We start from the raw sequence: 20721 nt of genomic DNA on the forward strand, positions 1-20721 counted from the left end.
TGGCGGAAACGAAAAGCACCTTGCGAGCGCGCTGGTATACCTCACACCGCCCCGCCCTCCATTTCCAGTCGAGCGCGTACCGAACGCAATACTTCATGCTTCTCAGTGGAGGTTACAGGGTAACGCAGCTTCAAACTATCGAGCGTGTCGAGAATGATCTGCGACACAATCAGGCGGGCGTTCTCTTTGTCATCCGCCGGTATCACATACCATGGCGAAACCTCCGTGCTGGTGGCATGAAGGCATCGCTCATAGGCATCCATGTACTGAGGCCAGAACTTCCGCTCTTCAATGTCCGCGATACTAAACTTCCAGTTCTTGGATGCGTCATTGATACGATCAAGAAAGCGCTTGCGCTGCTCTTCCTTCGACATATGAAGAAACAGCTTCACGATGCGCGTGTCATTGCGGCTGAGATGATTCTCGAATTCCACGATCGATCGGTATCGGCCGTTCCATAGAGCTTCACCCCTACCCGCCGCCTCGGACAAGCCCTCCGCGAGCAAGAGTTCGGGATGCACGCGTAGGATCAGGACTTCCTCGTAGTACGATCGGTTGAATATTCCAATATTCCCTCGCTTCGGCAGATTGCGTGTAGTGCGCCACAGGAAATCGTGTTGCAGTTCTGCCGCGCTTGGATGCTTGAAGCTGTAGACTTGGCATCCCTGTGGGTTGACGCCTGACATGACATGCTTGATTGCGCCATCCTTCCCGGCGGCATCCATTGCCTGAAGGATAAAGAGGACGGCAAAGCGATTGTCGGCGTAGAGCCGATTCTGCTGCTCGCTAAGCCGCTTGATGTGCTCGGCGAGGATCTTGTGATATTGCTCCTTCGACTTGTAGACTGGTTCGACGCGAGTGGGGTGGCGCTCAAGGTTCAGGCTATGGCTTTCGCTCACTCTGAACTCATTTGTGTCAATTCGCATGGCAAGTTCCTTTTCTCCTCATCCATCGTGATTTCTACGAGGCAGTAAGATTGCTCCCTGTCCATCGCTTTGCCCTTTACAGGCCGGCCATCCATCGACCCATCTCTATGCGCTGAGATGATGTGCCAATGTAGCTGCTCGTTCCGAGAACCTGATCAGGCGTCGTGAAGTCGCAGCCTGCTTCACGACGCAGCACAAAGCCCGACTATGCGTCCAGGATGAAAGACTGGCTCAATGGCGACAGGCCGAAGGATGCGCGATGACCGTAAGCTCGCACACCGAATCGCCTTGTTGAAACCTTGGAAGTGGCCCACGTTAACCATATGACGACGAGCCAGCGGAGCGGGACCGAGAGCACCCGCGCCCGGTGTGTATCCGCCACTCATAGACAAGGGCTCAGTCGATAGTGTGGACATCAAGATCCAGCTCTATCCCCATTTCCGGGTAAGGAGTCTCTTCAAGAGGTCATTCGGGCCGAGGACGAGAAGTCCTGCATAGATGAATGTCACGACACTGGTCGCAAGCGGCAGAGGTGCCAGTTCCGCCAAGCCGTGAATGCCGATGAACAGGCCGAGAGCGGCATCAGCGACGATGGCAATGGCAAGTGTCCTGCTCGGCCGTGACGACCAGAAAGCACGGCGCTCACGGACCGAGACGATGGAAAAGAGGGCGAAGAAGAGCAAAGTCTGGAATGTGAAAGTCTGCAGCTTGCCGCCGGCATCCGCGAGTCCAAAGCGATGCCAGCCGAATGCGAGCAGTGCCAGCGACTCGACCAACATCAAGAAGCCAAGAGCGATGGCCACCCGCACAAGTGGGCCGATATTCCAGGTCTCCGGCCGCTGCGAAGGATGCACACGATCAGTCGCCAGGGCGATCTTGACAAAATCCGTCATGAAGACGAGCAGGACCATGCCAAGCGCGGAAATGGCGAATCTTCCCGTGGCCAGGAATGCCACAACGACGAAGCCGGCTTTCAGTATGGTGCGACTGACCTTGTTGATGATCCATGTCAGGACGCGCTGATAGATGGCGCGTCCGCTTTTCACCATGTCGACGATGTCAACCAACCCCTCATGGGTTAGCACCGCGCTTGCGGCGCCCTTGGCAACGTCGGAGGCCCCGCTTACAGCAATGCCGACCTCGGCCTGGCGCAGGGCTGGCGCATCGTTCACGCCGTCGCCTGTCATGCCAACCACATGGCCAGCTTCCTGAAGGCGCTTGACGACCAGGAACTTGTCCTCGGGGAATACCTCCGCATAGCCGTCAACGCCTTGCATCGGGCTCCCACCATTCGCCGTTGACTGCTCACTATGCAAATCGGGAACGCGCGCAATCGTGCCGAGTCCCAGGGCCGCCGCGATGGCTTGCGCCACCGGCAAGGCATCGCCGGTCAACATCTTGACCTCGAGGCCGAGTCGGCGAAGTTCGGCAATGAGACGCGCCGAGTCGGGACGCGGAGCGTCATACAAATAAGCTAGGCCGATCAACTCCAGTGGACCTGCTCCAAGGGCTCGCGCCACTGCCAGAACACGCTCTCCTTTGCGCGCTTCGATGCTGGCCTGATCCTCCAGCCGCGTAATCGCGTCCTGCGAAAGGCCTGCCGCCTCTGCCACGGTTCGCAAGGCTCCCTTCACACATCGCAACGTGCCCCCGTCCACCGACACAATTGCTTCCGTACGTCGCGTCGCGGCGGAAAACGGCTGGAAGGACAGGATCGTTGCCTTGTGGCCCTCCTCTTGCCCCGACGTCCCCACGGCACGCAAAAATGCGAGATCGATGGGATCCGCGTTTGCTTGATTCGATGCCAACGCGGCGACCCGGACCACGTCGGCATCGCTGAATCCGGGCCGAGCTTGTACAAGCTTGAGGGAGAGCTGGTTCAAGGTAAGCGTCCCTGTCTTGTCAGTGCACAGCACGTCCATCGTAGCCGCGTCCTCGATACCGCTCAGCCGGGTGATGAGCACACCCTGTCGGGATAGCTCCATGGAGCCCAATGCCATGCTCACGGTGAACATGACAGGTAGCGCGACGGGAACAGCGCTCATCAGCAGGACAAGCGCAATAGGCAAAGTGTCTAGCAGTGGCAGCGCATTCAGGTACGACACCACCAGGGTCACCAGCACCAGGGTGCCAACGATCAGGAACAGCCAGCGAACAACGCGGGAAACAACTTCCTCGACATGTAACTTCGGATGCGCGCTCGCGACAAGCTCGGTAGTGCGACCGAAGTAGGTCTTGACTCCTGTTGCGGTGACGATCCCGGTTGCCTCGCCATACCGGACCGTTGCGCCGCCGTACAGCGTATCGCCTGCGGTCCGTTCCACTTCCCGCGACTCGCCGGTGAGCGCTGCCTGATCGAGCCTCAGATTCCCTTGCACGAGCAGCATGTCCGCGGGAACAAAGTCGCCAGCTCGCACCCGAACAATGTCCCCATGCACCAATGCCTTGGCGGAAATGGTCTTCCAGCTTCCGTCGCGCATTGTCCGGACTGCTATATTCAACTGTTGGCGCAGTGCAGCGACGGCAGCCGACGCGCGTTGCTCCTGGAGGAAACTCAGTACGGCATTCACGACGAGGAGGAGCAAAGCGACGACAAGGTCTGTCGTCTTGTGAAGAACCAACGACAGCAGGGCAATCAACTCGACCATCCAGGCGGACAGTCCCCAGAATTTGGCCAGGAAGCGGAGCACGTAGTGCTGCTTCTTCTCCGGCACCTCATTCGGGCCATCGCGTTTGAGCCGGATCTGCGCTTCCGCACTCGACAAGCCAGTCTCGCAGTTCGAGCCCGATGCTTGCAGTGTTTCTGCTACGGCCCGCGGTAGCGTTTGCTGCGCGTTCTCTTGCTGCATCATCGTATGTCTGGGTGGGAGTGACCGTTGCATGCCAGATGCCAGCGTGTTCTTCAACGCACCAGTAAGATTGGAGTTCGGCTCGCGTAGGATGAGATTGGTGAACTAGCTGGGCGCGGATGCTCCGGTGGGGGTGGCATGGTAAGGCACCAGGATGACCGGGATGGTGCTCAGCCGGGCGACGGACTCGGCAACACTGCCAAGTACAAGGCGCCGAGCGCCACGCCGGCCATGCGTTCCGATGACGATGACGTCGGCATGCCAATCTAGCGCGACCGACTGAATTGCTGACGCGACGCCCAGCCCACCAGCATCCAGCGCCAGCGTGTCGCCCCGGACGCCGGATAAGTCCAGCAACTCCCTTGCTCGGGCGAGAACGCCTTCGGTTTCGGCGCGCACCACGGCCTGCTTCGTCGATGCGTGTTCGAGACCGCCTCCCAATCCGATAATATTGGGCAGTTGCTCAACCACGCCGACTACCCTGACTACCGCATGCAGTTCGTCCGCAAGAGCGAGAGCAGTAGCGAGTGCCGCGCCAGAGGCGGAACTGCCATCAAACGCGACCAGTATCCTTTGGAACAACTTCGCCTCCTCTGACATGGAGACACCGTGGCACGTCGAAGCTTGCAGGCATCGGGCCATTGGCGCGCAGAGCGTTTCTAATAAGGCAAGCCCTCTTCGATAGGCAAAGAGAGGTCCCTCGACCACTCATTCCACGAACCAAGATAGAGCCGTACGTCGGCTATGCCAGCTTCTTCCAGGGCGACAAAGGTATTGGAAGCTCGCGCCCCTTTGAAGCAGAAGACGACGACGGGCGTATCACGACGAATTCCGACGGTAGCACACTCGGCGAGAATTTCCGCAGGTGACTTGAACATCTGGCCGGCCGGAGTCGGCTTCATCATCCGGTACCACTCGATCCAGACAGAGTTTGGAATGCGGCCTTTGCGGGGACAAAAATCCTTGCCGTAGGGCGAGGAGCTATCGGCTATCCACTCGTCGACGTCGCGTACGTCGAGTTTGACAATGTTTGGGTCGGCGACCGCCTTCTTCATTTCCTCCAGGTCGACGAGGATGCTGGCCTGCGTGCTAGCAAGCGGAAACCTGGCCGGCTCGGGCTTCGGGGTATCGGTTGTGCTGGGAAAGCCCGCCGCGTGCCATGCACGGTAGCCTCCGTGAAGCACCTTGATCTTGTCCCGTGGATATCCAAGGTATCGGAGAAGTACGTATCCTCGGCAGGATTGACCGAATCCAGTGGTCATCGATTGCTCGTAGACGACGGCCACTTCCTTTCCCGACAGTCCGGCCTTACCGAACGCCTCGTCAAATGCTTCCCGCAGGGCGGCCAAGCCCTCTTGTGTCGTTGTTGCCAAGTAGGTAAATATCTCGTGGATATTCACCGCACCAGGCAGGTGAGCCTCGGCGTAGCTCGCCGCGTCTCTCGTATCGATGAGCACGACGGACTCAGTCCGCATCATTTCCGCCAGATCGGCCGGTGATATGAGAACCCTTACGTTCATGACGACCCTCATCTGATCGAGCCACGCTTGCTTTGACGGGACGATTGACACTGGAGTACAGCAAGCTTGCGGACGATTGGAATAGTCCCGTTCATTCTGAATTCTGGGATGGGCAGGGCCGCGGTCGTTGATTTCTGTCAACCCAAGTCAAGTTACAGTGGCTGCTTGGCACCCGCCTGCGTCAAGACCTGGAGGGCCTGTCCGGCTGGTCGCCACCCGTTACGGCCTCGGGTGCCGCCATCTGAGTAGCGAAGTAGGACAAAGCCTGACAACGATCGGCCCTGCCAAGCGCTACAGTGAACTGCTTGTTTCCGAGTGCTCCTGTTCTGCGTTGCGGCCATTCCATGCCTGTCTCCTGCTCCATCGAAAAATGTCCGGCAACATGCTTGCTAGGCCTGCTGATCGTGGCCCCCCCTGCAGGTTTCGCAGCCCAGCCACTCTCCGATCTGGCCAGCCTGCTGCTTGGCACCGTAAGCGGCAAGCCAAGCGGCATGTCGGGTGTGACTCGGCTGACCGCCCGCGATGCCGAGCGCCAGCTGAGCCTGGCATGCTCGGAACTGGCTCGGTCGGCGCCGATCGTGGTGGATAACTCTACACGCCTCACTGGCTGCGCCGTCCGCCCCGGCAAGGTTGTGGAGTTCCAACTCAAGGTAACCGGGGTGGACCCGCGGCGCGACGACACCAAGAAATTCATGGCTTTTGTCAGGCCGATCCTCGAGCGCGGAATCTGCCGAAATCCGGATGTGCCCGTCCTGGGCAAGCTCGGCGTGACACTGGACTACCGCTATCTGGTGGGCCAGGAGCCTCTGGTGGCGCTGCACGTTCCTCCTGACAGATGCACGGAAAAGGCCGGGAAATGAAGTATCCCTCCAAGCACGTCCCTATCGTCATCCATTAGTTCCGCCTCTGAAGGTCCGGCACATGAGCCAGTCAGCAATTGATTGATTCCATGGACATTTCTTGTATGTACGGGCCGGACACCCAGCCGAATGCTCGGGATGCGCTTCTGTAGATTGCATCGATATCAGAGTGACTCCCGCCAGCAGGATGCCCCCCGAGGTACCGCGACCGGTCGCTACCGCACTGCTGCGGGAATTTGAGCGGCCAAAAGCGCGGGAGTTTGACCTGCCAACTGAAGTTGACGGGCATCAAGGCTCCCTTGATGGAACCCGCTAGCTTTTACATAGACGAATGAGTTCCCTACCCCAGTCGCTCTCTTGAGCCTGCATTGCACCCGGACCTTCGCGATTGTGGAGGCACGGGCACCAGCGATGCCTCTTTGTAAATCAGTTGCCCTACGGTCGCGCCTGCTCTTCCGCCAGACCGCGATGAACAAACAGGTGTTGGGGGCCTCCGGCGGATCGGTCATGACCTTCACCGGTTCGAAACTCTGGAGTCTATGCAAGATCAACAGATCGACGAACAACTGGAGTCAACATTATGAAAGGCGCATTTCAGTTATTTTGTATCGTCAGCATCGCCAGCCTCAGCTTGTTTACCCCTGAGTGTCAAGCACAGGAAACCGCTGGGCAGGTTGCAAAACCCGCGACTTCCCGGACCATGCGTGGGGTCGACCTGCTCAGCAACGAGGAAAAGGCGGATTTCTGCGGCCGTATGCACGCCGCCAGGACACCAGAAGAACGCCAGGAAGTCACGCGCCGTATGCACGATCTCGTGCATACCCGCGCAGATCAACAAGGCGTAGTGCTTCGACACGAGCGCGGGGGTGGACAGCGCATGTATGGCAGTGGTCGAGGCACCGCAAGCCTGGACTGCGGCCCCATGATGAGCCGTAGTGCGGCCACTGACCAACCGGCAGACGGCGGGTTGCCGCCGCAGAAACAGGCGAGCGGTCTGGCCTACCTTAGTGGTGGCATTGGCGAGGACGAAGCTGCCGCCTTTCGGCGTGCCGCGCCGTCGTATAGCCTGCGCCTTACCTTCACAGGCAAGCGGGGCGAATTTCTGGCCGACGTTGACACTCGGATCTACAAGCCGGACGGCAAACAGATCTTTGGGGCGATATCCGACGGGCCCTTTATGTACATCAAACTACCAGCAGGAAAGTATCGCGTGGTTGCTACTGCAAACGGCGTCGAGCGTAAGACGGAGGTTACGGTCCCATCGAAGGGAGGCGTCGCCCAGCACTTGAACTGGCCGTCCTGAAACAGTTGCAGCCAAGGACTTTCATTATTGGACCGACATTGTCTTCTTGTTGACCCCGTCCCTTGGGCTGGTCGTCGCCGTTCTTGACAAAAAGTGGACCGGGTGCCCAACTGCACTGCGCTCAGTTTGTGCCGCTCGCGCCCGTATCGGGTGGAGCGGACGTTGCAGACGGTGCGGTTGGTGCGGGCGCGACCGTCGGCCCCGTGGTGTCGGGCTTCGCGGCGGGGGCTACCGTGGCCGTTGATCCATCGGGCGCCTGCGACGTCAGCGAAGGCGACGGGGTCGCTGGAGCTGGTTCAGGTGCGGCAGCGGGCGGCTGCGCAGGAACGGACGGGACGAGCGGCGTCGGCACAGCGGGCGTTGTCATCTTCATCGGCTCGCCCGGATGTGTCGGCGCGGGCTCGGGTAGCGGCGCAACATGCTCCTTCTTCGCGGCCTTCACTGTCGCGCGGTCACGCCCCACCGGATCGACCTTCAGAAAATGGGCAACCAGATTGAAGAAGCGCTCGTAGAACACGCCGGCGGGAATCGTCTCGCTCGCGATCTTGACCATCGCGTCGCTGCCCGAGCCAATCGGCAACGACAGCGAGCCGAGCACGCTCAGGCCGACGCTGGCCGAGGTGCTGGTTTTCTTTAGCGCGTAGCGGTCCTGTACTGCGTTCACATAGGCGGTGCTCGACGAACCGTCCGCGTTCGCGTCCGCGCAAACGATGTGAAAGGCGATCACGACATGCGTGTCGTCGGTCGGCTGGAAATTCTTGCTGCCATCGATCGTATCGGGATGGGCCGAACTCGACACATAACCTTGGCTCAGCAGCGCCCGGCGCGCGGCTTCACAAGTCGCGTCGGAATTCGCCTGGAACGTGTGTGCGTATGGGCTCGTCGCCGCGTCAAACAGCTCCTGCTGATAGAGCGGCGTCGGTGCCGGCGCCGGCGCCGAATTCAAACTGCATGCCGACAAGACGGCGGCAATCGCGCACAAAACGAACAACTGGCTGAGTCGGTGGAGCATGGCGTTAATTAAAATGGCTCGGCCGTGCGACGCGTAGCAAGGTGCGGTGTAATTTTCATTTGCACCGGTCGCTTGTGGCGACGCAATCTCGCATAGCCTAGGCGTCAGTGTAGATTCGTAAGTTGACCCGGGGTTCCGAGCGCGTGCGCGGGCTTCCGCCTGGTGGTCGTCTGACCGAGTTGGCAGAGCGGATCCGTCCGACTCTAAGCGGCCGGTTTCAGCAACGGGCGGTTCCATCGGTGCCCCTAATATGCACTATGGGCCTTCATTGACATCCGTATGGAGATGCCTTTGCGTCTTTTGACTGTGCCCGAAAAGAGTCCGATGGCGAGCACTTCCATCAGGGCCCAACGTGGTCACGGTTCTCTCAAGTGCGTGAACTCGACCGCTATCCGACGTGTAGCAGAACACGAGTGGTTCCAATTCGGCGCACATGAACTCCCTGCGTAACGCCGGCGCGATGCGTGCCATCACGCAGTCATCGTTCACCGCGTCGAGCACAGTGGCTCACCACGTGTTATGCATGTCGCGAGCGCACGCCGAGCGCCATTGAAGGACGGACGTCGCCGGCCTAGAACTAGGATCGGCAGGTGGGCGCACTGTAGATGCTTCATTAACCTCTCCGCAGCGGTCCGGTCGTCTGCACCTGCTTTGGCGCGGTCTTCATTTAGCGCTTTCCCTTAATGCCTTTCCCCGGGTGCTACTGATTGCAGTTGTGCCCATACTGGTGGCCGTGCTCGACAAGAAGTGGACCAGGTCCGCTCGCGTGATGACTGCCACTTCACCTGCAACGGTACCTATGCCCGTATAGCCAGCGGTAGGACCAGGCGAATTCCGGTGCCGTTCAGGGGTGACGACGAGGAGATTTGGTCATGAAACAATTGCCTGCGCGTGATAGAGCGACAAGGCTTTGATGGTGATTGGGGACTCAATGCCGGCCAGAGTCACGACTTTTGTCAGGGCGTCGGCCCAGATGCAGCGTGGAGCGATAACGGAGACGCTGGGGTATCGCGGCGTTTTCACAACTTGACCGCGCAAGCGAGCGCCGCCGACAATCGCATACTTACCGGCACTGTGGCCAAAGCTGTCAAGAAAGTAGGCGCCGCTTGTGGCAACCGCGCCCCGATTCAATGCGCCGAGTAAATGCGTTTCTGCTGGACGCTGGGGTGACCGAACAAAAATCGGCTGGTCGGTATCGCCAAACACTCTAAGGTCGCCGCCGGCAGAAACCGCACCCGCGCGAACCCCCGCATCTCGCAAGGCACCGACGGCTACGTCAACTGCAAATCCCTTTGCGATACCTCCAAGGTCTAGCCAGACAGCCTCTTTGCGAACGACGGTGCAATCAGAATGAAGAACTATGCTGTCGAAAGTTGTGCTAGTGGCTGGTCTCGGTCCAGCTGGGGCAGGCAGTAAGCCGTCCGCAACCAATGCTGCTGCAACCGAAGGGTCGAATATGCCAGAAGTTCTCTCAAACATTCGGAACGCTTGACGGAGAACGTGCATCGTCCATGGATGTACGCTAACTCGCAGGCCAGGCTCTGCGGCGTGCAGGCGGGCAAGGTCGCTGTCGTGGCGATGAAAGCTCATTAGCTTATCGACGTACGCAATGGACTCGAATGCAGACGCTACTGCTGGCTGGGCGAGTCGCGCCGGTATTGGCCCCTCCGCAGCGCCGTCGACACGTATTTCAACGATAGTGCCGAGCAGTGGCCGCGCCCGCTTTAGCATCTCACCCCTGCGCAAGCACGAGTTCGTACAGCGCCAGTACGCGTTTGACGCCCTGTGTAACATTCTTGCACGACAGAGTTGCGCCACTGATATTGCGGATGTCCTTGCCGAGCTGGAGTGCATCGCGATATGTTTTCCCTACGAATTGAGCCCGCCACTCGGCATTGCCGACTTCACGGCCGTAACTCTCCTGATAGGACAGGATTTCAATAGCACGGACGGCACCATTCGAATCCAAACCCACAGCATAGCCAATTTTCCCGTGCTTGCTGGTAACGTGGTCGACGATGAACCAGCCGCCAGTGGACGCCTTCCAGACGCCCTTTTCGTCGAAGGGCTCATGGACGCCGGAGCGGTCGTACATGGCATCACGTACGCTTTTGCTCAATTTCAACAGAACTGGCTGGAAGGTAGCACCTTGGAACATCTCCGCTTGCGCTTGCTCGACGGTCAGATAATCGCTGGCGTACGCCGGCGCAACCAGCATGGCGAACGGTATTGCGGCAACTGGTGTCCATTTCATTGGAAAACTCCGACGGCTCAGAACGGAATGGCGACCTTGATGATAAGCCCGTTGCGGACTTGCTTATCGCCAAAGATGCGGTACGCAGTGCACTGCTGATGCTGGCGTCGCTCTCCGCCTTTTCAGCTGAAGAGCAGACCTCGCCCTGCCCGTCCCATGTCGAGATCATCGTTGACCCCACACTCCGGAAAATGTATGGTTCGTCAGAATCTGAAAATCCACCTAAAGCAGGCCCTTGGCGCGTGGCGCGGCCGGCTGGAAACCGCCCGCATTTACTTCAGCGTCTTCGACCGGTTATCCGCCGCATGCGCGCCTTCGGTACCGGGATACTTGGCCACCACCTGTTCCAGCGTTTTGCGCGCTGCCGCCTTGTGGCCGGACTCAAGCTGATTATTGGCCACCGCGATCATGGCGTCCGGCACCGCGTCGAACTCTTCCAGGGAGCCGGATTGAAATGCAGTTGCTTGAGAACGTCGGCGGTCTGCAGACTTTGAACGAATTCCGTCGCCGGGGCAGGCTGCTTTCGTGCTTCGTGTTTTGTTCAATGTCTCCTCCTGCCTTGCGCCATCTACGTGGGATGCACGGCCGATAGTAAGCCTCACGGGCAGTCGAAATGCAGTCAGAAAGAATTTACCAAGTTCCTCAAACCGCACTATCTGCAGCAATCGCCGTGCCAGGTTGTCCCACACAGTCGACGGACACATCGGGGGGACGCTCAACTCTTTGAGAGAGGGATCGTACTCGGCACCCAGCGGCTTAAAGGCCAGCAACTCGATAATTTTTCGCGCCTTGATGAGTATCGCCTCGCTTGCGAATTTCTAAGGTGCCGATGGGAAGCAGCGACTTTGGGCCACGATTCTCAATCGGCCCCACGCCTCATCACGGGGTCAACGCCTCCAGCACGGCAAGGTTGCCCTCGCCAAAGCCGTGGTGCCCGTCCCGCTGGACGATCTCGAAGAAGAACTCGCCCGCCTCGCGTTTCGCGAAGGCCTGGAGGAAGCGGTCCTGTCCGCCGTCGGCGCGCACGGTGCCATCGACCAGGACGCCGTAGCGCTGCAGCGTGGCCAGGTCCAGTCCATGCCCCGGCAGGCGCGCATCGAGCGTGCCATAGTAAGCCGCCGGCGGCTGCACGAACTGCACACCGTGCGCAGCCAGCGCCTCCGCGCTCGCCGCCAGGTTGTCCGTGGCCAGCGCAATGTGCTGGATGCCTTCGCCATGGGGGTCCGACAGGTAATGGCGCATCCGGTCATGGCGCGGCGTACCCTTCTCGTACAACGGAATCCGGATCTGCCCGCAAGGGGAAAGCAGTACGCAGGCATCGCTGGCCACCTGCCAGTCGGGATGGACTTCGTGGATCTCCCGAAAACCCAGTACCTTGCGGTAGAAGTCGCTCCATTCTTCGAGGTGGCCCGGTTCCACGGCCTGCGTCAGGTGATCAACCCGGACGAGACCGGCGCCGGACGCACGGGCGCCCAGCGGCAAGGGCCGGAAGTCCACGTCGTAGATCGAGATATCTCCAACGTCGCCCGGACGGCCTTCCTTGCCGCGCCAGCGGTCAATGAAATAAATGACCGACTGGCCGATGCCCTGGATGGCGGGAATATTCAGCTCCATCGGCCCGACCGTGCCGCCTTCGAACGGCCACGCTCCCGCATCCAGGGCGCGTTCCAATGCCGCTGCGGCATCGTTCACGCGGATGCCGACGGCGCAGATCGACAGGCCATATTCGGCGGCGTAACGCGTGGCAAAGGAATCAGGCTCCGAGTCCACGATGAAGTTCATCTCGCCCTGGCGATACAGCCTGACTGCCTTGTGGCGGTGCTCGGCAATTGCGGCAAAGCCGAAACGCTCGAAGGTCCGGCCCAGTGCGGCGGCATCCGGCGAGGCGAATTCGATGAATTCGTAACCATGGATGCCCAGCGGGTTGTCCCAAGTTTCAGCGGCGCTCATGTTGGGGGGCTCCTGTATGGGTGCGGGGCGGTAAGGCAAGCCCCGTGGCAACGTGGTCCGATCATAGCAATGCTGCCGGCGCCTGCCGCATCGCCCACCCTCTCCGTACAAACCCGCACTGCGTTTCATGATCGCCCATATGCGTTCACTAATCGCGCGTTATGCGCCTTACGTCGCTTGGCTCGTTGCCCCTCGGCCACTAATCTCCGGTCATCGAGACACAGCGCCAGGCCCGGACCATGCATCCTTGCCGGCCCTCGCTTCCTACGCCCCCAGGAACATCATGATCAACGGCAAGACCACCCTCATCGCGCACCTTGGCTTTCCGACCGAGTCATTCAAGGCGCCAATGATCTATAACCCATGGTTCGAGCAGCAGGGCATCAATGCCGTGGTGATGCCAATGGGCGTAAAGCCCGATGACTACCGCGCATTTTTCCGTTCGCTGTTCCGCCTGAGCAATATCCGCGGCGCGCTGATCACCATGCCGCACAAGGTCACCACCATCGAATTGGTGGACGAACTTACCCCCACTGCCCGCATCGCCGGCGCCTGCAACGCGGTGCTGCGGCGCGACGACGGCACGCTGGTCGGCGACCAGTTCGATGGCGCGGGCTTCGTGCGCGGCATCCAGCGCAAGGGCTGCCAGCTTGAGGGCGCGCGCGCCATCGTCTCGGGCAGCGGCGGCGTGGGCAGCGCGATCGCCGCTTCGCTGGCCGCGGCGGGCGTAGCGGAGCTGGCACTGTTCGACACGCGCGACGCCTCGGCGCTCGCGCTGCGTGGCCGGCTGCTGGCGCACTACCCGGCCCTGCGCGTGACCACCGGCTTGGCGGATCCCGCCGGCTACGACGTGGTGGTCAACGCAACGCCGCTCGGCATGAACGCGGGCGATGCGCTGCCCTTCGATGTCGCCCGGATCGATCCGGGCGCCATGGTTGGCGAGGTGGTGATGAAGTCCGAATACACCCCATTTCTCGAAGCCGCCATCGCGCGCGGCTGCAAGGTCCAGGTCGGCACCGACATGCTGTTCGAGATGATTCCCGCCTACCTGGAATTCTTTGGCTACGGCACCGCCACGCCGGACGCCCTGCGCGCCGTAGCTCGCCTTAAATACTGAAAGACAGCCACGGAATGCGCGACGGTGCCTCACCGTGCGCGCCCGCCCGCCACAAACAAGACCGGATGCCGCCCCCAGGTCGTCAAGGCATGCCGGATAGCACATCGCACCCATTGGTGGAGACAGACAAATGACCACAATCAACAAGGAGATCACGGCCCCCGCCGTGGCCAGCCACTCGTTGGCCGACAAGATCCGCGCCGGGTTCGCGCTTGGCAAGGTGCGCTGGGGCATGCTGGCGCTGGTGTTCTTCGCGACCACGCTCAACTACATCGACCGCGCCGCGCTCGGCGTCCTGCAGCCCGTGCTGGCCAAGTCCATGGCCTGGACCGCGCAGGACTACGCCAATATCAACTTCTGGTTCCAGGTCGGCTACGCCATCGGCTTCGCCCTGCAGGGACGATTCATCGACATGGTCGGCGTCAAGCGCGCCTTCGCGCTGGCCGTGCTGCTCTGGAGCCTCGCCTGCGGCGCGCATGCACTGGCGGCCTCGGCGGTCGGCTTCATGGTCTGCCGCTTCTTCCTTGGCCTGACCGAAGCCGCCAACTACCCGGCGTGCGTCAAAACCACGCGCATCTGGTTCCCCGCCAGCGAACGTGCCGTGGCTACAGGCATCTTCAACGCCGGCACCAATGTCGGCGCCATGCTCACGCCCATCATGCTGCCGCTGATTCTGCAGGTCTGGGGCTGGCAGGCAGCCTTCCTGATCGTGGGCGCGCTCGGTGCGATCTGGCTGGTGTTCTGGCTCATCAAGTACTACAACCCGGACGAGCATCCCACGGTCAGCCAGGCGGAACTGGCGCACGTCAGCCGCGATGTCGAACCGACGCCGCAGCGCATCCCGTATTCGCAGATCCTGCGCATGCGTGGTACTTGGGCTTTCGCGCTGGCCTATGCCATCACCGCGCCGGTGTTCTGGTTCTACCTGTACTGGCTGCCGCCATTCCTGAACCAGCAGTACCAGCTCGGCATCAGCGTGACGCAGATGGGCATTCCGCTGATCGTCATCTACTTGTGCGCCGACATCGGCAGCGTGGGCGGCGGCGCGCTCTCGTCCTGGCTCATCAGCCACGGCATGCCTGCGGTGCGGGCGCGGCTGGTGTCGATGCTGGCCTTCGCGCTTTGCATCACCTCCATCATCCTTGCCGCCGGCGCGAGCAGCCTGTGGATGGCCGTGGCCGCGATCTCCGTCGCCATCGGTGCCCATCAGGCCTGGACCGCGAACATCTGGAGCCTCGTGATGGACTACACGCCCAAGCACGTGGTCAGCTCGGTGTTCGGCTTCGGCGGCATGATCGGCGCGATCGGCGGCATGTTCATGACGCAGCTGGTCGGCTACGTGCTCACCGTCACGCACAACAACTACGCGGTGCTCTTCACCATGATCCCCTGCGCCTACTTCATCGCGCTGACCTGGCTGTTCTTCCTGGCGCCGCGCAAGGTGCCGACGGCCACCGCGGCCTGAGCACGTCAGACTGTCACCGTCACAACGAAACCGACAACAACAATCCGGGAGACCTTCCAATGCATAAATCCATGGTTGCGCTGCTCGCGCTTGCCGCGGGCAGCCTGCCCGCGGCCGCCCAGACCAACAGCGGCGTCACGCTCTACGGCCTGATCGACACCACCATCCGTTTCAGCACCAACGAGGACGCGGCCGGTCATTCCCGCACGCAGATGACCGACGGCGTGCTCACCGGCAGCCGCTGGGGCCTGCGCGGCACCGAAGACCTCGGCGGCGGCAACAAGGCCTGGTACATCCTCGAATCCGGCTTCGCGCCCGACACCGGCACCAGCCAGCAGGGCGGGCGCCTGTTCGGCCGCACCGCGGTGATCGGGCTCGACGGCGACTACGGCAAGCTCGCGCTCGGCCGCCAGTACACGCTGGCCCACGAAGTGCTCTCCTCCTACGAGGCCATGGCCTTCGCCAACAACTCGATCGTCGGCTACCAGGGCGGCAACTACACGGGGCTGCGCTACGACAACACCCTCAAGTACATCAAGTCCTTCGGCCCGGTGCAGGCCTCGGCCGCCTATACGTTCGGCGAAGTGCCGGGCAGCATCAAGAACAGCTCGGCCGCGGCGGGCGCGCTCGTCTACAGCAACGGGCCGCTCGAAGTCGGTGCGGTCTACCAGCAAACCCAGAATGTCACCAGCGCATTCTTCGGCGCCGTGCCCGCGGCGCAGGCGAGCAAGCAGACCGTCTGGGGGCTGGGCGGTACGTGGAAGGCCGCGCGCGCGCAGTATTACCTCGGCTACACCAACAACCGGTTGGACGTGGCCGACTATCGCAACAACGTCGGGTATGTCGGTACACGCTACTCGCTGACGGATGCGCTCGCATTCATCGGCACGTTCCAGTACGACTGGTTGCGTCATGCCGGGCAAAGCGGCAAGCGGCTCACGACAGCAGGCATGCTCGACTACAGCTTCAGCAAGCGCACCGATGTCTATCTGGAAGTGGATTACACCCATCTGCAGGGGGCGTGGATCGCGCTGAACAGTTCGCCGGCATTCAACAACAGTGGCAATACATACGGCAATGGCACGCGCCTGGGCGTAGTGGCGGGTGTGCGGCACAAGTTCTGAGGCCCCGGAGGGGCCAGATGAACGCCAGACATGGCCCCTGCGTCGGCATTCAGGGGCGAAGCGAAACCTCGCGAGCGTTGTCCGATCCCGTGCTTTCGGACAATGCTTCAATCAAGGGGCAAGACGCCTCGTCGCCATTGGCGTTGCATTGCCCGATCAGATGCTTCAGTTCGGCACGCAATCGATCGAGGTCCCTCAAGCGTTCCTCCACCAGGTCGAGCTTTCGCTCGGCCAGTGCGCGGGCCCTGCTGCACGAGTCACCATCGCTCTGTTGCAGCAGCACCCGGATTTCATCAAGGGTAAACCCGAGCGATTGGGCCCGACGAATGAAGAGTATCCGCTTCAGGCTCTGTTGCGAATACTGGCGAATGGTTCCACCGGCACGCTCCGGCACCGGCAGCAAGCCGCACCGGTGGTAGTAGCGGACCGTCTCAACGCCTACACCAGCCGCCTTGGCCAGCTTGCCGATCGTCAGTGTGTGCGCCATGGCTTGACTCCGTACCTGGGTACGGAACTAGGCTATCTCTAAACCCCACATTGGAAAAGGGCTGACTGCATTTCGATGTGCAACCGGGGCCGGAGCGCCAGGGATGGTGACGTCATACCGCTCATCGGCTGCTATGGCAAAGGACGTGATGAGCGCAATCCAGTTGAAGTCCGTCATCACCTGTCCCAAGTGCGCCTATGCAAAAGAAGAAACGATGCCGACAGATGCCTGCCAGTGGTGCTATGAGTGCGAGCGCTGCCACGTGATACTGCGGCCCAAGACCGGTGATTGCTGCGTGTTCTGTTCCTATGGGACCGAACGGTGCCCGCCCATGCAGCGGCAATCTGGCGCCTGCTGTGCGCCGGCAACTGTTCGCAGCTGACGCCAAAGCCCGGGCATCATGCCATCGCAAATCATTCGCGTTTTTCCCGCGGAATATGGCTGGGCACTGGAGGTCGTAGACCTCAATGCAAAGGCCCGGATATTTCCGACCATGGAAGCCGCAATCGCTGCAGGTTGGGGCCTGGCGCGGCACGAGAACGCCGAGTTGCACATACACCGCCACGACGGGAACCTGCGCTGGCGCACCAGCGGCTGCGACAAGCAACAGGGGCAATAGGAGCCACAGCGGCCCTGCTAGCCATGGGCGCTGCTAGGCGGCGACAGGCGGAAACACGTACCACCCGCCATCGCCATGGCGGAAGAAGGCAATCGACAAGCGTCGTGTGGATTGGGTCGATTCGACGCACAAAGACAACCCTTATGGTTGGCAAGGTGCCTGAAGCAGGCAACCCGTGCCGGGCTCTCGTTGCTTGGCGACAACCACTTTTCGACCAGCGCGCGTAGCGAATTCTCCGTATTGCGCATCGTGGCACTCCTTGCGAGGCACGCCTCACTGGGTACCGCAAACTATCGGCACCTCCTTGATTTCAAGGCTAGATGGAGAGCGTCGCCAGCGCCTTAAGCAAGGGACAACAATACGCATCGGCACGAACTGAATCGTTCGTAGGAAATCCCTGACAAGGGGTGCCCGCCCCCCCGGGCGACGTACAGGGCGTATCCTGCCATTCAACGCGGCCTGCCAATTGCCGCAAGAAGCTGAAGGCCCTCGCCCGTGATGCGGATGTGCCTGTGGTCAGGGGCAGCGGCCTCCAGCCTCACGAGCTGGCGCTCGACAAGCGCGCCAATGTCGGCCGGGTCCAGTTCACGGTGGCGTTCCGTATCTCCGAGAACCATCAAGGCTGCGATCTCATGAGGACTCAGCATCTCCTGTCTCCGGCAGTGTTCGAGGGTCGTGTCCGGTACGCCGCCTGAGGCCTCTTGCCGGCCCCGGGCCGGTCGCCGGCACGTCTCCGTCACTATAGGAGTCGACTCCCGAACGAACGCAACGATGCCGCCGCGCTTGCGCTCAATCAAATCGAAGCGCGCCATCCAACCCCGCCAGCATGGCCAGCGCCGAAACCGCCACGCCATACCCCTTCACCCCCAGGCCAGCCATCACCGCCTTGGCCACCGGGGAAATCCATGAGTGATGCCGGAATGCCTCGCGCGCATGCACATTGGAGATGTGGTACTCGATCACCGGCACCGCGGCCCCCTTGATCGCGTCGGGCAGCGCAATCGACGTATGCGTCAGCGCGCCCGCGTTGAGCACCACGCCGGCTATTTCGCCGCGCGCGCAGGCCTGCCCGGCCTCGTGGATCCAGTCGATGAGCTGCCCTTCGTAGTTGGTCTGGCGGCACTCGGCCCGCAGGCCCAGGCGCTGGGCCGCCTCCTGGCAAATCCGCTCCACATCAGCCAGCGTTTCGCTGCCGTACACCGCCGGCTCGCGCGTGCCCAGCAGGTTGAGGTTGGGGCCGTTGAGCACCAGTACTGTCTTCATTGCGTCTCCTGGAATGAACAAGGCCGCGCCTCTGGCGCGGCCATCACCAATAGCCTATCGTTAAGTCTTCGCATAACAATCCGGCAATATGGAAACTCAGAATGCGCTGTCAGCGAATAATGATCCCTTTCTGCGGGATCTGCGCCTGTTCTGCACGGTGGCACGCCGCTCCAGCTTCATTGCCGCGGCCCATGAGACGGGCATCTCGCCGGCGCACGTGAGCAAGCGCATCGCGATGCTGGAGGCGATGCTGGGCACGCGCCTGTTCCACCGCACCACGCGGCGCGTCAGCGTAACGGCAGAAGGCGAAAACGCGTTTGCGTGGGCCCGCAAGATCCTGGAGGACGTCGACGGCATGCTCGAAGCGGTGGGCGGCGCCGGCAAGGCGGAAAGCGAGCCGCGCGGGCTGCTGCGCATTGCCACCAGCCTGCGGCTGGGGCGCCGCTTCGTGGCGCCGGTGCTGGCGCTGCTGCGGCAACAGCATGCGGGACTCGAGGTGTGGCTGGAACTGCTGGATCGGCGCGTGGACCTGATCGGCGAGAACTTCGACCTGGACATCCGCGTCGGCGAAGTCGAGGAACCGCACCTCATTGCCAGCCGCATTGCTAGCGGCAGCCGCGTGCTGTGCGCGGCGCCGTCCTACTTGGCGCGCCGCGGCGCGCCGCGCCACCTGGCCGAACTGGCGCAGCATGACTGCCTGCTCCACCGCGAACGCGACCAGGCCTTCGGCGTGTGGCGGCTGCACGGCCCCGCCGGCATGGAAATGGTCAAGGTGACCGGCCCGATGGCATCGAACCACAGCGACGTCACGCGCGAGTGGGCGCACGAGGGCTACGGCATCATCATGGCCTCGGTCTGGGACGTGGCCGACAGCATTCGCGCAGGCGAGCTGGTGCAGGTGCTGCCGGCGTGGCAGCAGCCGGCCGACGTCTGGGCCGTGACCAGCGCCCGGGCATCGTCGTCGGCGCGCATGCGCGTCTGCATTGATTTCCTCAAGGGCCGCCTGTCACAGGGCCCGTTCGCGCTGGCGAGTTCGCTGCACGGGTAAGCCGGCCCGCGCAGCGGCGCAGGGGCTAACAGCCGCTAAAGCGTACGCATGATTGACAGCGCGGTGTCCTGCAGGACCTGCAGCACGCGCACGCAGGCCGCTTCCGCGCTCTCCTCGCCGATCTGCATATTGACCGACAGCGCCGCAATCACCTTGCCGTGGCGGTCTCGCAGCGGCACCGCCACCCCGCGCACGCCGATCTGCAACTGCTGCTCGACCACGGCAAAGCCCTGCGTACCGGCCTTGCGGATCTCTTGCAGCAGGCGGTCGTGCTGGAGGATGGTGTACGGCGTATAGGGTGTCAGCACGCACTGGTCCAGCCATGCGCGCACCGTGTCCTCAGGCTGCGACGCTAGCATCATCACGCCGGCCGAGGCCAGCGGCGCCGGCACGCGCGCACCCAGCACGAAGCCCGTGCTCATCACGCGGCTGGTGCTGGTGCGGGAGATGAATACCAGCTCCCAGCCATCGAGGACGCTCAGGTAGGCGGCCTCGCCGACCTGCGCGGTGATCTGCTGCAGGAACGGCTGCACCAGGCGCGGCAACCGCGCCGAATCAAAGTAGGACCAGCCGACCTTGAGCACGCGCGGCGTCAGGCTGAACAGCGTGCCGTCGCTGGTCGTATAGCCCAAGTGCTCCAGCGTGAGCAGGTAGCGCCGCGCGGCCGTACGCGTCAGTCCAGTCAGCTGCGCCGCCTGCGACGGCGTGAGGCGGGGATGGTCGTTATCAAAGGCCTCCAGGATCGCCAGGCCCTTCTCCAGCCCGGCGATCCAGTCCCGCCGGTTCAACGGTTCCTTTTCCATGCTCGTTTATGGTTAACCCTGATAACGCGTGAATGTCGCACATGATCGCGCGATTATCGCTCCTTTAAGCGCGAATTGCGATTGTTTGGCGGGCTCTCGGCTTCTACGCTTGCTGCATACC

At 61.7% G+C, this 20721-nt stretch carries 20 protein-coding genes and 1 pseudogene; 8 read left to right on the forward strand and 13 right to left on the reverse strand.

Annotated features, from left to right (window positions below; all coding sequences use genetic code 11):
* Window positions 1-41 precede the first annotated feature (41 nt).
* The 4 genes from ACIGJC_RS30905 to ACIGJC_RS30920 all read right to left on the reverse strand — a co-directional run bounded on the left by ACIGJC_RS30905 (window position 42) and on the right by ACIGJC_RS30920 (window position 5295).
* On the reverse strand, window positions 42-926 hold the full coding sequence (locus ACIGJC_RS30905; protein WP_483714737.1) for an ADP-polyphosphate phosphotransferase: 885 nt from the start codon (window positions 924-926) through the stop codon (window positions 42-44).
* A gap of 428 nt (window positions 927-1354) precedes the next feature.
* Window positions 1355-3778, reverse strand: a complete 2424-nt coding sequence (locus ACIGJC_RS30910) for a plasma-membrane proton-efflux P-type ATPase (protein WP_483714738.1) — start codon at window positions 3776-3778, stop codon at window positions 1355-1357.
* A 102-nt stretch (window positions 3779-3880) separates the two neighbouring features.
* Window positions 3881-4375, reverse strand: a complete 495-nt coding sequence (locus ACIGJC_RS30915; protein WP_483714739.1) for a universal stress protein — start codon at window positions 4373-4375, stop codon at window positions 3881-3883.
* A 59-nt stretch (window positions 4376-4434) separates the two neighbouring features.
* On the reverse strand, window positions 4435-5295 hold the full coding sequence (locus ACIGJC_RS30920; protein WP_483714740.1) for a sulfurtransferase: 861 nt from the start codon (window positions 5293-5295) through the stop codon (window positions 4435-4437).
* A gap of 386 nt (window positions 5296-5681) precedes the next feature.
* Here ACIGJC_RS30920 and ACIGJC_RS30925 point away from each other — a divergent pair, with 386 nt between their 5' ends.
* Entirely contained in the window at window positions 5682-6155 is a 474-nt protein-coding gene (locus ACIGJC_RS30925) for a hypothetical protein (protein ID WP_483714741.1), read from the forward strand.
* A 580-nt stretch (window positions 6156-6735) separates the two neighbouring features.
* Window positions 6736-7458: a hypothetical protein gene (locus ACIGJC_RS30930; RefSeq protein ID WP_483714743.1), complete on the forward strand. Its 723-nt coding sequence runs from the start codon at window positions 6736-6738 to the stop codon at window positions 7456-7458.
* Window positions 7459-7579: 121 nt separating this feature from the next.
* On the opposite strand, the gene ACIGJC_RS30935 is transcribed toward ACIGJC_RS30930, so the two are convergent.
* The 5 genes and pseudogenes from ACIGJC_RS30935 to ACIGJC_RS30955 form a co-directional block, all read right to left on the reverse strand.
* Window positions 7580-8470 carry a DUF2242 domain-containing protein gene (locus ACIGJC_RS30935; RefSeq protein ID WP_483714744.1) on the reverse strand — a complete coding sequence of 297 codons (891 nt, stop codon included), beginning with the start codon at window positions 8468-8470 and terminating at the stop codon, window positions 7580-7582.
* 870 nt (window positions 8471-9340) lie between these two features.
* Complete coding sequence (locus ACIGJC_RS30940) at window positions 9341-10264, reverse strand: FAD:protein FMN transferase (RefSeq protein WP_483714745.1); 924 nt, start codon at window positions 10262-10264, stop codon at window positions 9341-9343.
* Window positions 10203-10724 carry an FMN-binding protein gene (locus ACIGJC_RS30945; RefSeq protein WP_483714746.1) on the reverse strand — a complete coding sequence of 174 codons (522 nt, stop codon included), beginning with the start codon at window positions 10722-10724 and terminating at the stop codon, window positions 10203-10205. The genes ACIGJC_RS30940 and ACIGJC_RS30945 overlap by 62 nt, the downstream gene beginning before the upstream one ends.
* A 272-nt stretch (window positions 10725-10996) precedes the next feature.
* Window positions 10997-11146, reverse strand: a pseudogene (locus ACIGJC_RS30950) (tol-pal system YbgF family protein); the annotation flags it as partial.
* A 457-nt stretch (window positions 11147-11603) separates the two neighbouring features.
* Window positions 11604-12674, reverse strand: a complete 1071-nt coding sequence (locus ACIGJC_RS30955) for a 4-hydroxyphenylpyruvate dioxygenase family protein (RefSeq protein WP_483714748.1) — start codon at window positions 12672-12674, stop codon at window positions 11604-11606.
* A gap of 283 nt (window positions 12675-12957) precedes the next feature.
* Between ACIGJC_RS30955 and ACIGJC_RS30960 the strand changes: the two genes are divergently transcribed.
* From ACIGJC_RS30960 to ACIGJC_RS30970, 3 genes are all read left to right on the forward strand, one after another.
* Entirely contained in the window at window positions 12958-13791 is an 834-nt protein-coding gene (locus ACIGJC_RS30960) for a shikimate dehydrogenase family protein (RefSeq protein WP_483714749.1), read from the forward strand.
* A gap of 130 nt (window positions 13792-13921) precedes the next feature.
* The gene (locus ACIGJC_RS30965) at window positions 13922-15256 is read left to right on the forward strand and encodes an MFS transporter (protein WP_483714750.1); all 1335 of its coding nucleotides are present in this window, start codon (window positions 13922-13924) and stop codon (window positions 15254-15256) included.
* 59 nt (window positions 15257-15315) lie between these two features.
* Entirely contained in the window at window positions 15316-16380 is a 1065-nt protein-coding gene (locus ACIGJC_RS30970) for a porin (RefSeq protein WP_483714751.1), read from the forward strand.
* A gap of 49 nt (window positions 16381-16429) precedes the next feature.
* Here the strand turns inward: ACIGJC_RS30970 and ACIGJC_RS30975 are convergent, their stop codons facing one another.
* Window positions 16430-16867: a MerR family transcriptional regulator gene (locus ACIGJC_RS30975; protein WP_483714752.1), complete on the reverse strand. Its 438-nt coding sequence runs from the start codon at window positions 16865-16867 to the stop codon at window positions 16430-16432.
* A 148-nt stretch (window positions 16868-17015) separates the two neighbouring features.
* Between ACIGJC_RS30975 and ACIGJC_RS30980 the strand changes: the two genes are divergently transcribed.
* Both ACIGJC_RS30980 and ACIGJC_RS30985 read left to right on the forward strand, forming a co-directional pair.
* The gene (locus ACIGJC_RS30980; protein ID WP_483714753.1) at window positions 17016-17249 is read left to right on the forward strand and encodes a GDCCVxC domain-containing (seleno)protein; all 234 of its coding nucleotides are present in this window, start codon (window positions 17016-17018) and stop codon (window positions 17247-17249) included.
* A gap of 18 nt (window positions 17250-17267) precedes the next feature.
* Window positions 17268-17486, forward strand: coding sequence for a DUF2188 domain-containing protein (locus tag ACIGJC_RS30985; RefSeq protein WP_483714754.1), 219 nt, complete (start codon window positions 17268-17270; stop codon window positions 17484-17486).
* Between the two features lie 449 nt (window positions 17487-17935).
* Here the strand turns inward: ACIGJC_RS30985 and ACIGJC_RS30990 are convergent, their stop codons facing one another.
* The gene (locus tag ACIGJC_RS30990) at window positions 17936-18133 is read right to left on the reverse strand and encodes a hypothetical protein (RefSeq protein ID WP_483714755.1); all 198 of its coding nucleotides are present in this window, start codon (window positions 18131-18133) and stop codon (window positions 17936-17938) included.
* Window positions 18134-18275: 142 nt separating this feature from the next.
* Window positions 18276-18749, reverse strand: coding sequence for a type II 3-dehydroquinate dehydratase (gene aroQ / locus ACIGJC_RS30995; protein ID WP_483714756.1), 474 nt, complete (start codon window positions 18747-18749; stop codon window positions 18276-18278).
* Window positions 18750-18837: 88 nt separating this feature from the next.
* On the opposite strand from aroQ, the gene ACIGJC_RS31000 reads away from it, so the two are divergent.
* Window positions 18838-19797 carry a LysR family transcriptional regulator gene (locus ACIGJC_RS31000; protein ID WP_483714757.1) on the forward strand — a complete coding sequence of 320 codons (960 nt, stop codon included), beginning with the start codon at window positions 18838-18840 and terminating at the stop codon, window positions 19795-19797.
* Window positions 19798-19832: 35 nt separating this feature from the next.
* Here ACIGJC_RS31000 and ACIGJC_RS31005 read toward each other — a convergent pair whose 3' ends face one another.
* Window positions 19833-20600, reverse strand: a complete 768-nt coding sequence (locus ACIGJC_RS31005) for an IclR family transcriptional regulator domain-containing protein (protein WP_483714758.1) — start codon at window positions 20598-20600, stop codon at window positions 19833-19835.
* Window positions 20601-20721: the final 121 nt, after the last annotated feature.

This window comes from Cupriavidus sp. C3SS-1 (assembly GCF_057073755.1).

Excerpts from the sequence above, each read along its gene's own strand:
- ACIGJC_RS30980 (WP_483714753.1), top strand. The coding sequence starts at position 17,016 with ATGAGCGCAATCCAGTTGAAGTCCGTCATCACCTGTCCCAAGTGCGCC.
- ACIGJC_RS31005 (WP_483714758.1), bottom strand. The coding sequence starts at position 20,600 with ATGGAAAAGGAACCGTTGAACCGGCGGGACTGGATCGCCGGGCTGGAG.
- ACIGJC_RS30910 (WP_483714738.1), bottom strand. The coding sequence starts at position 3,778 with ATGATGCAGCAAGAGAACGCGCAGCAAACGCTACCGCGGGCCGTAGCA.
- ACIGJC_RS30905 (WP_483714737.1), bottom strand. The coding sequence starts at position 926 with ATGCGAATTGACACAAATGAGTTCAGAGTGAGCGAAAGCCATAGCCTG.
- ACIGJC_RS30930 (WP_483714743.1), top strand. The coding sequence starts at position 6,736 with ATGAAAGGCGCATTTCAGTTATTTTGTATCGTCAGCATCGCCAGCCTC.
- ACIGJC_RS30945 (WP_483714746.1), bottom strand. The coding sequence starts at position 10,724 with ATGAAATGGACACCAGTTGCCGCAATACCGTTCGCCATGCTGGTTGCG.
- ACIGJC_RS30935 (WP_483714744.1), bottom strand. The coding sequence starts at position 8,470 with ATGCTCCACCGACTCAGCCAGTTGTTCGTTTTGTGCGCGATTGCCGCC.
- ACIGJC_RS30975 (WP_483714752.1), bottom strand. The coding sequence starts at position 16,867 with ATGGCGCACACACTGACGATCGGCAAGCTGGCCAAGGCGGCTGGTGTA.
- ACIGJC_RS30960 (WP_483714749.1), top strand. The coding sequence starts at position 12,958 with ATGATCAACGGCAAGACCACCCTCATCGCGCACCTTGGCTTTCCGACC.
- ACIGJC_RS30920 (WP_483714740.1), bottom strand. The coding sequence starts at position 5,295 with ATGAACGTAAGGGTTCTCATATCACCGGCCGATCTGGCGGAAATGATG.
- ACIGJC_RS30965 (WP_483714750.1), top strand. The coding sequence starts at position 13,922 with ATGACCACAATCAACAAGGAGATCACGGCCCCCGCCGTGGCCAGCCAC.
- ACIGJC_RS30915 (WP_483714739.1), bottom strand. The coding sequence starts at position 4,375 with ATGTCAGAGGAGGCGAAGTTGTTCCAAAGGATACTGGTCGCGTTTGAT.
- ACIGJC_RS30940 (WP_483714745.1), bottom strand. The coding sequence starts at position 10,264 with ATGTTACACAGGGCGTCAAACGCGTACTGGCGCTGTACGAACTCGTGC.
- ACIGJC_RS31000 (WP_483714757.1), top strand. The coding sequence starts at position 18,838 with ATGGAAACTCAGAATGCGCTGTCAGCGAATAATGATCCCTTTCTGCGG.
- aroQ (WP_483714756.1), bottom strand. The coding sequence starts at position 18,749 with ATGAAGACAGTACTGGTGCTCAACGGCCCCAACCTCAACCTGCTGGGC.
- ACIGJC_RS30985 (WP_483714754.1), top strand. The coding sequence starts at position 17,268 with ATGCCATCGCAAATCATTCGCGTTTTTCCCGCGGAATATGGCTGGGCA.
- ACIGJC_RS30990 (WP_483714755.1), bottom strand. The coding sequence starts at position 18,133 with ATGCTGAGTCCTCATGAGATCGCAGCCTTGATGGTTCTCGGAGATACG.
- ACIGJC_RS30955 (WP_483714748.1), bottom strand. The coding sequence starts at position 12,674 with ATGAGCGCCGCTGAAACTTGGGACAACCCGCTGGGCATCCATGGTTAC.
- ACIGJC_RS30970 (WP_483714751.1), top strand. The coding sequence starts at position 15,316 with ATGCATAAATCCATGGTTGCGCTGCTCGCGCTTGCCGCGGGCAGCCTG.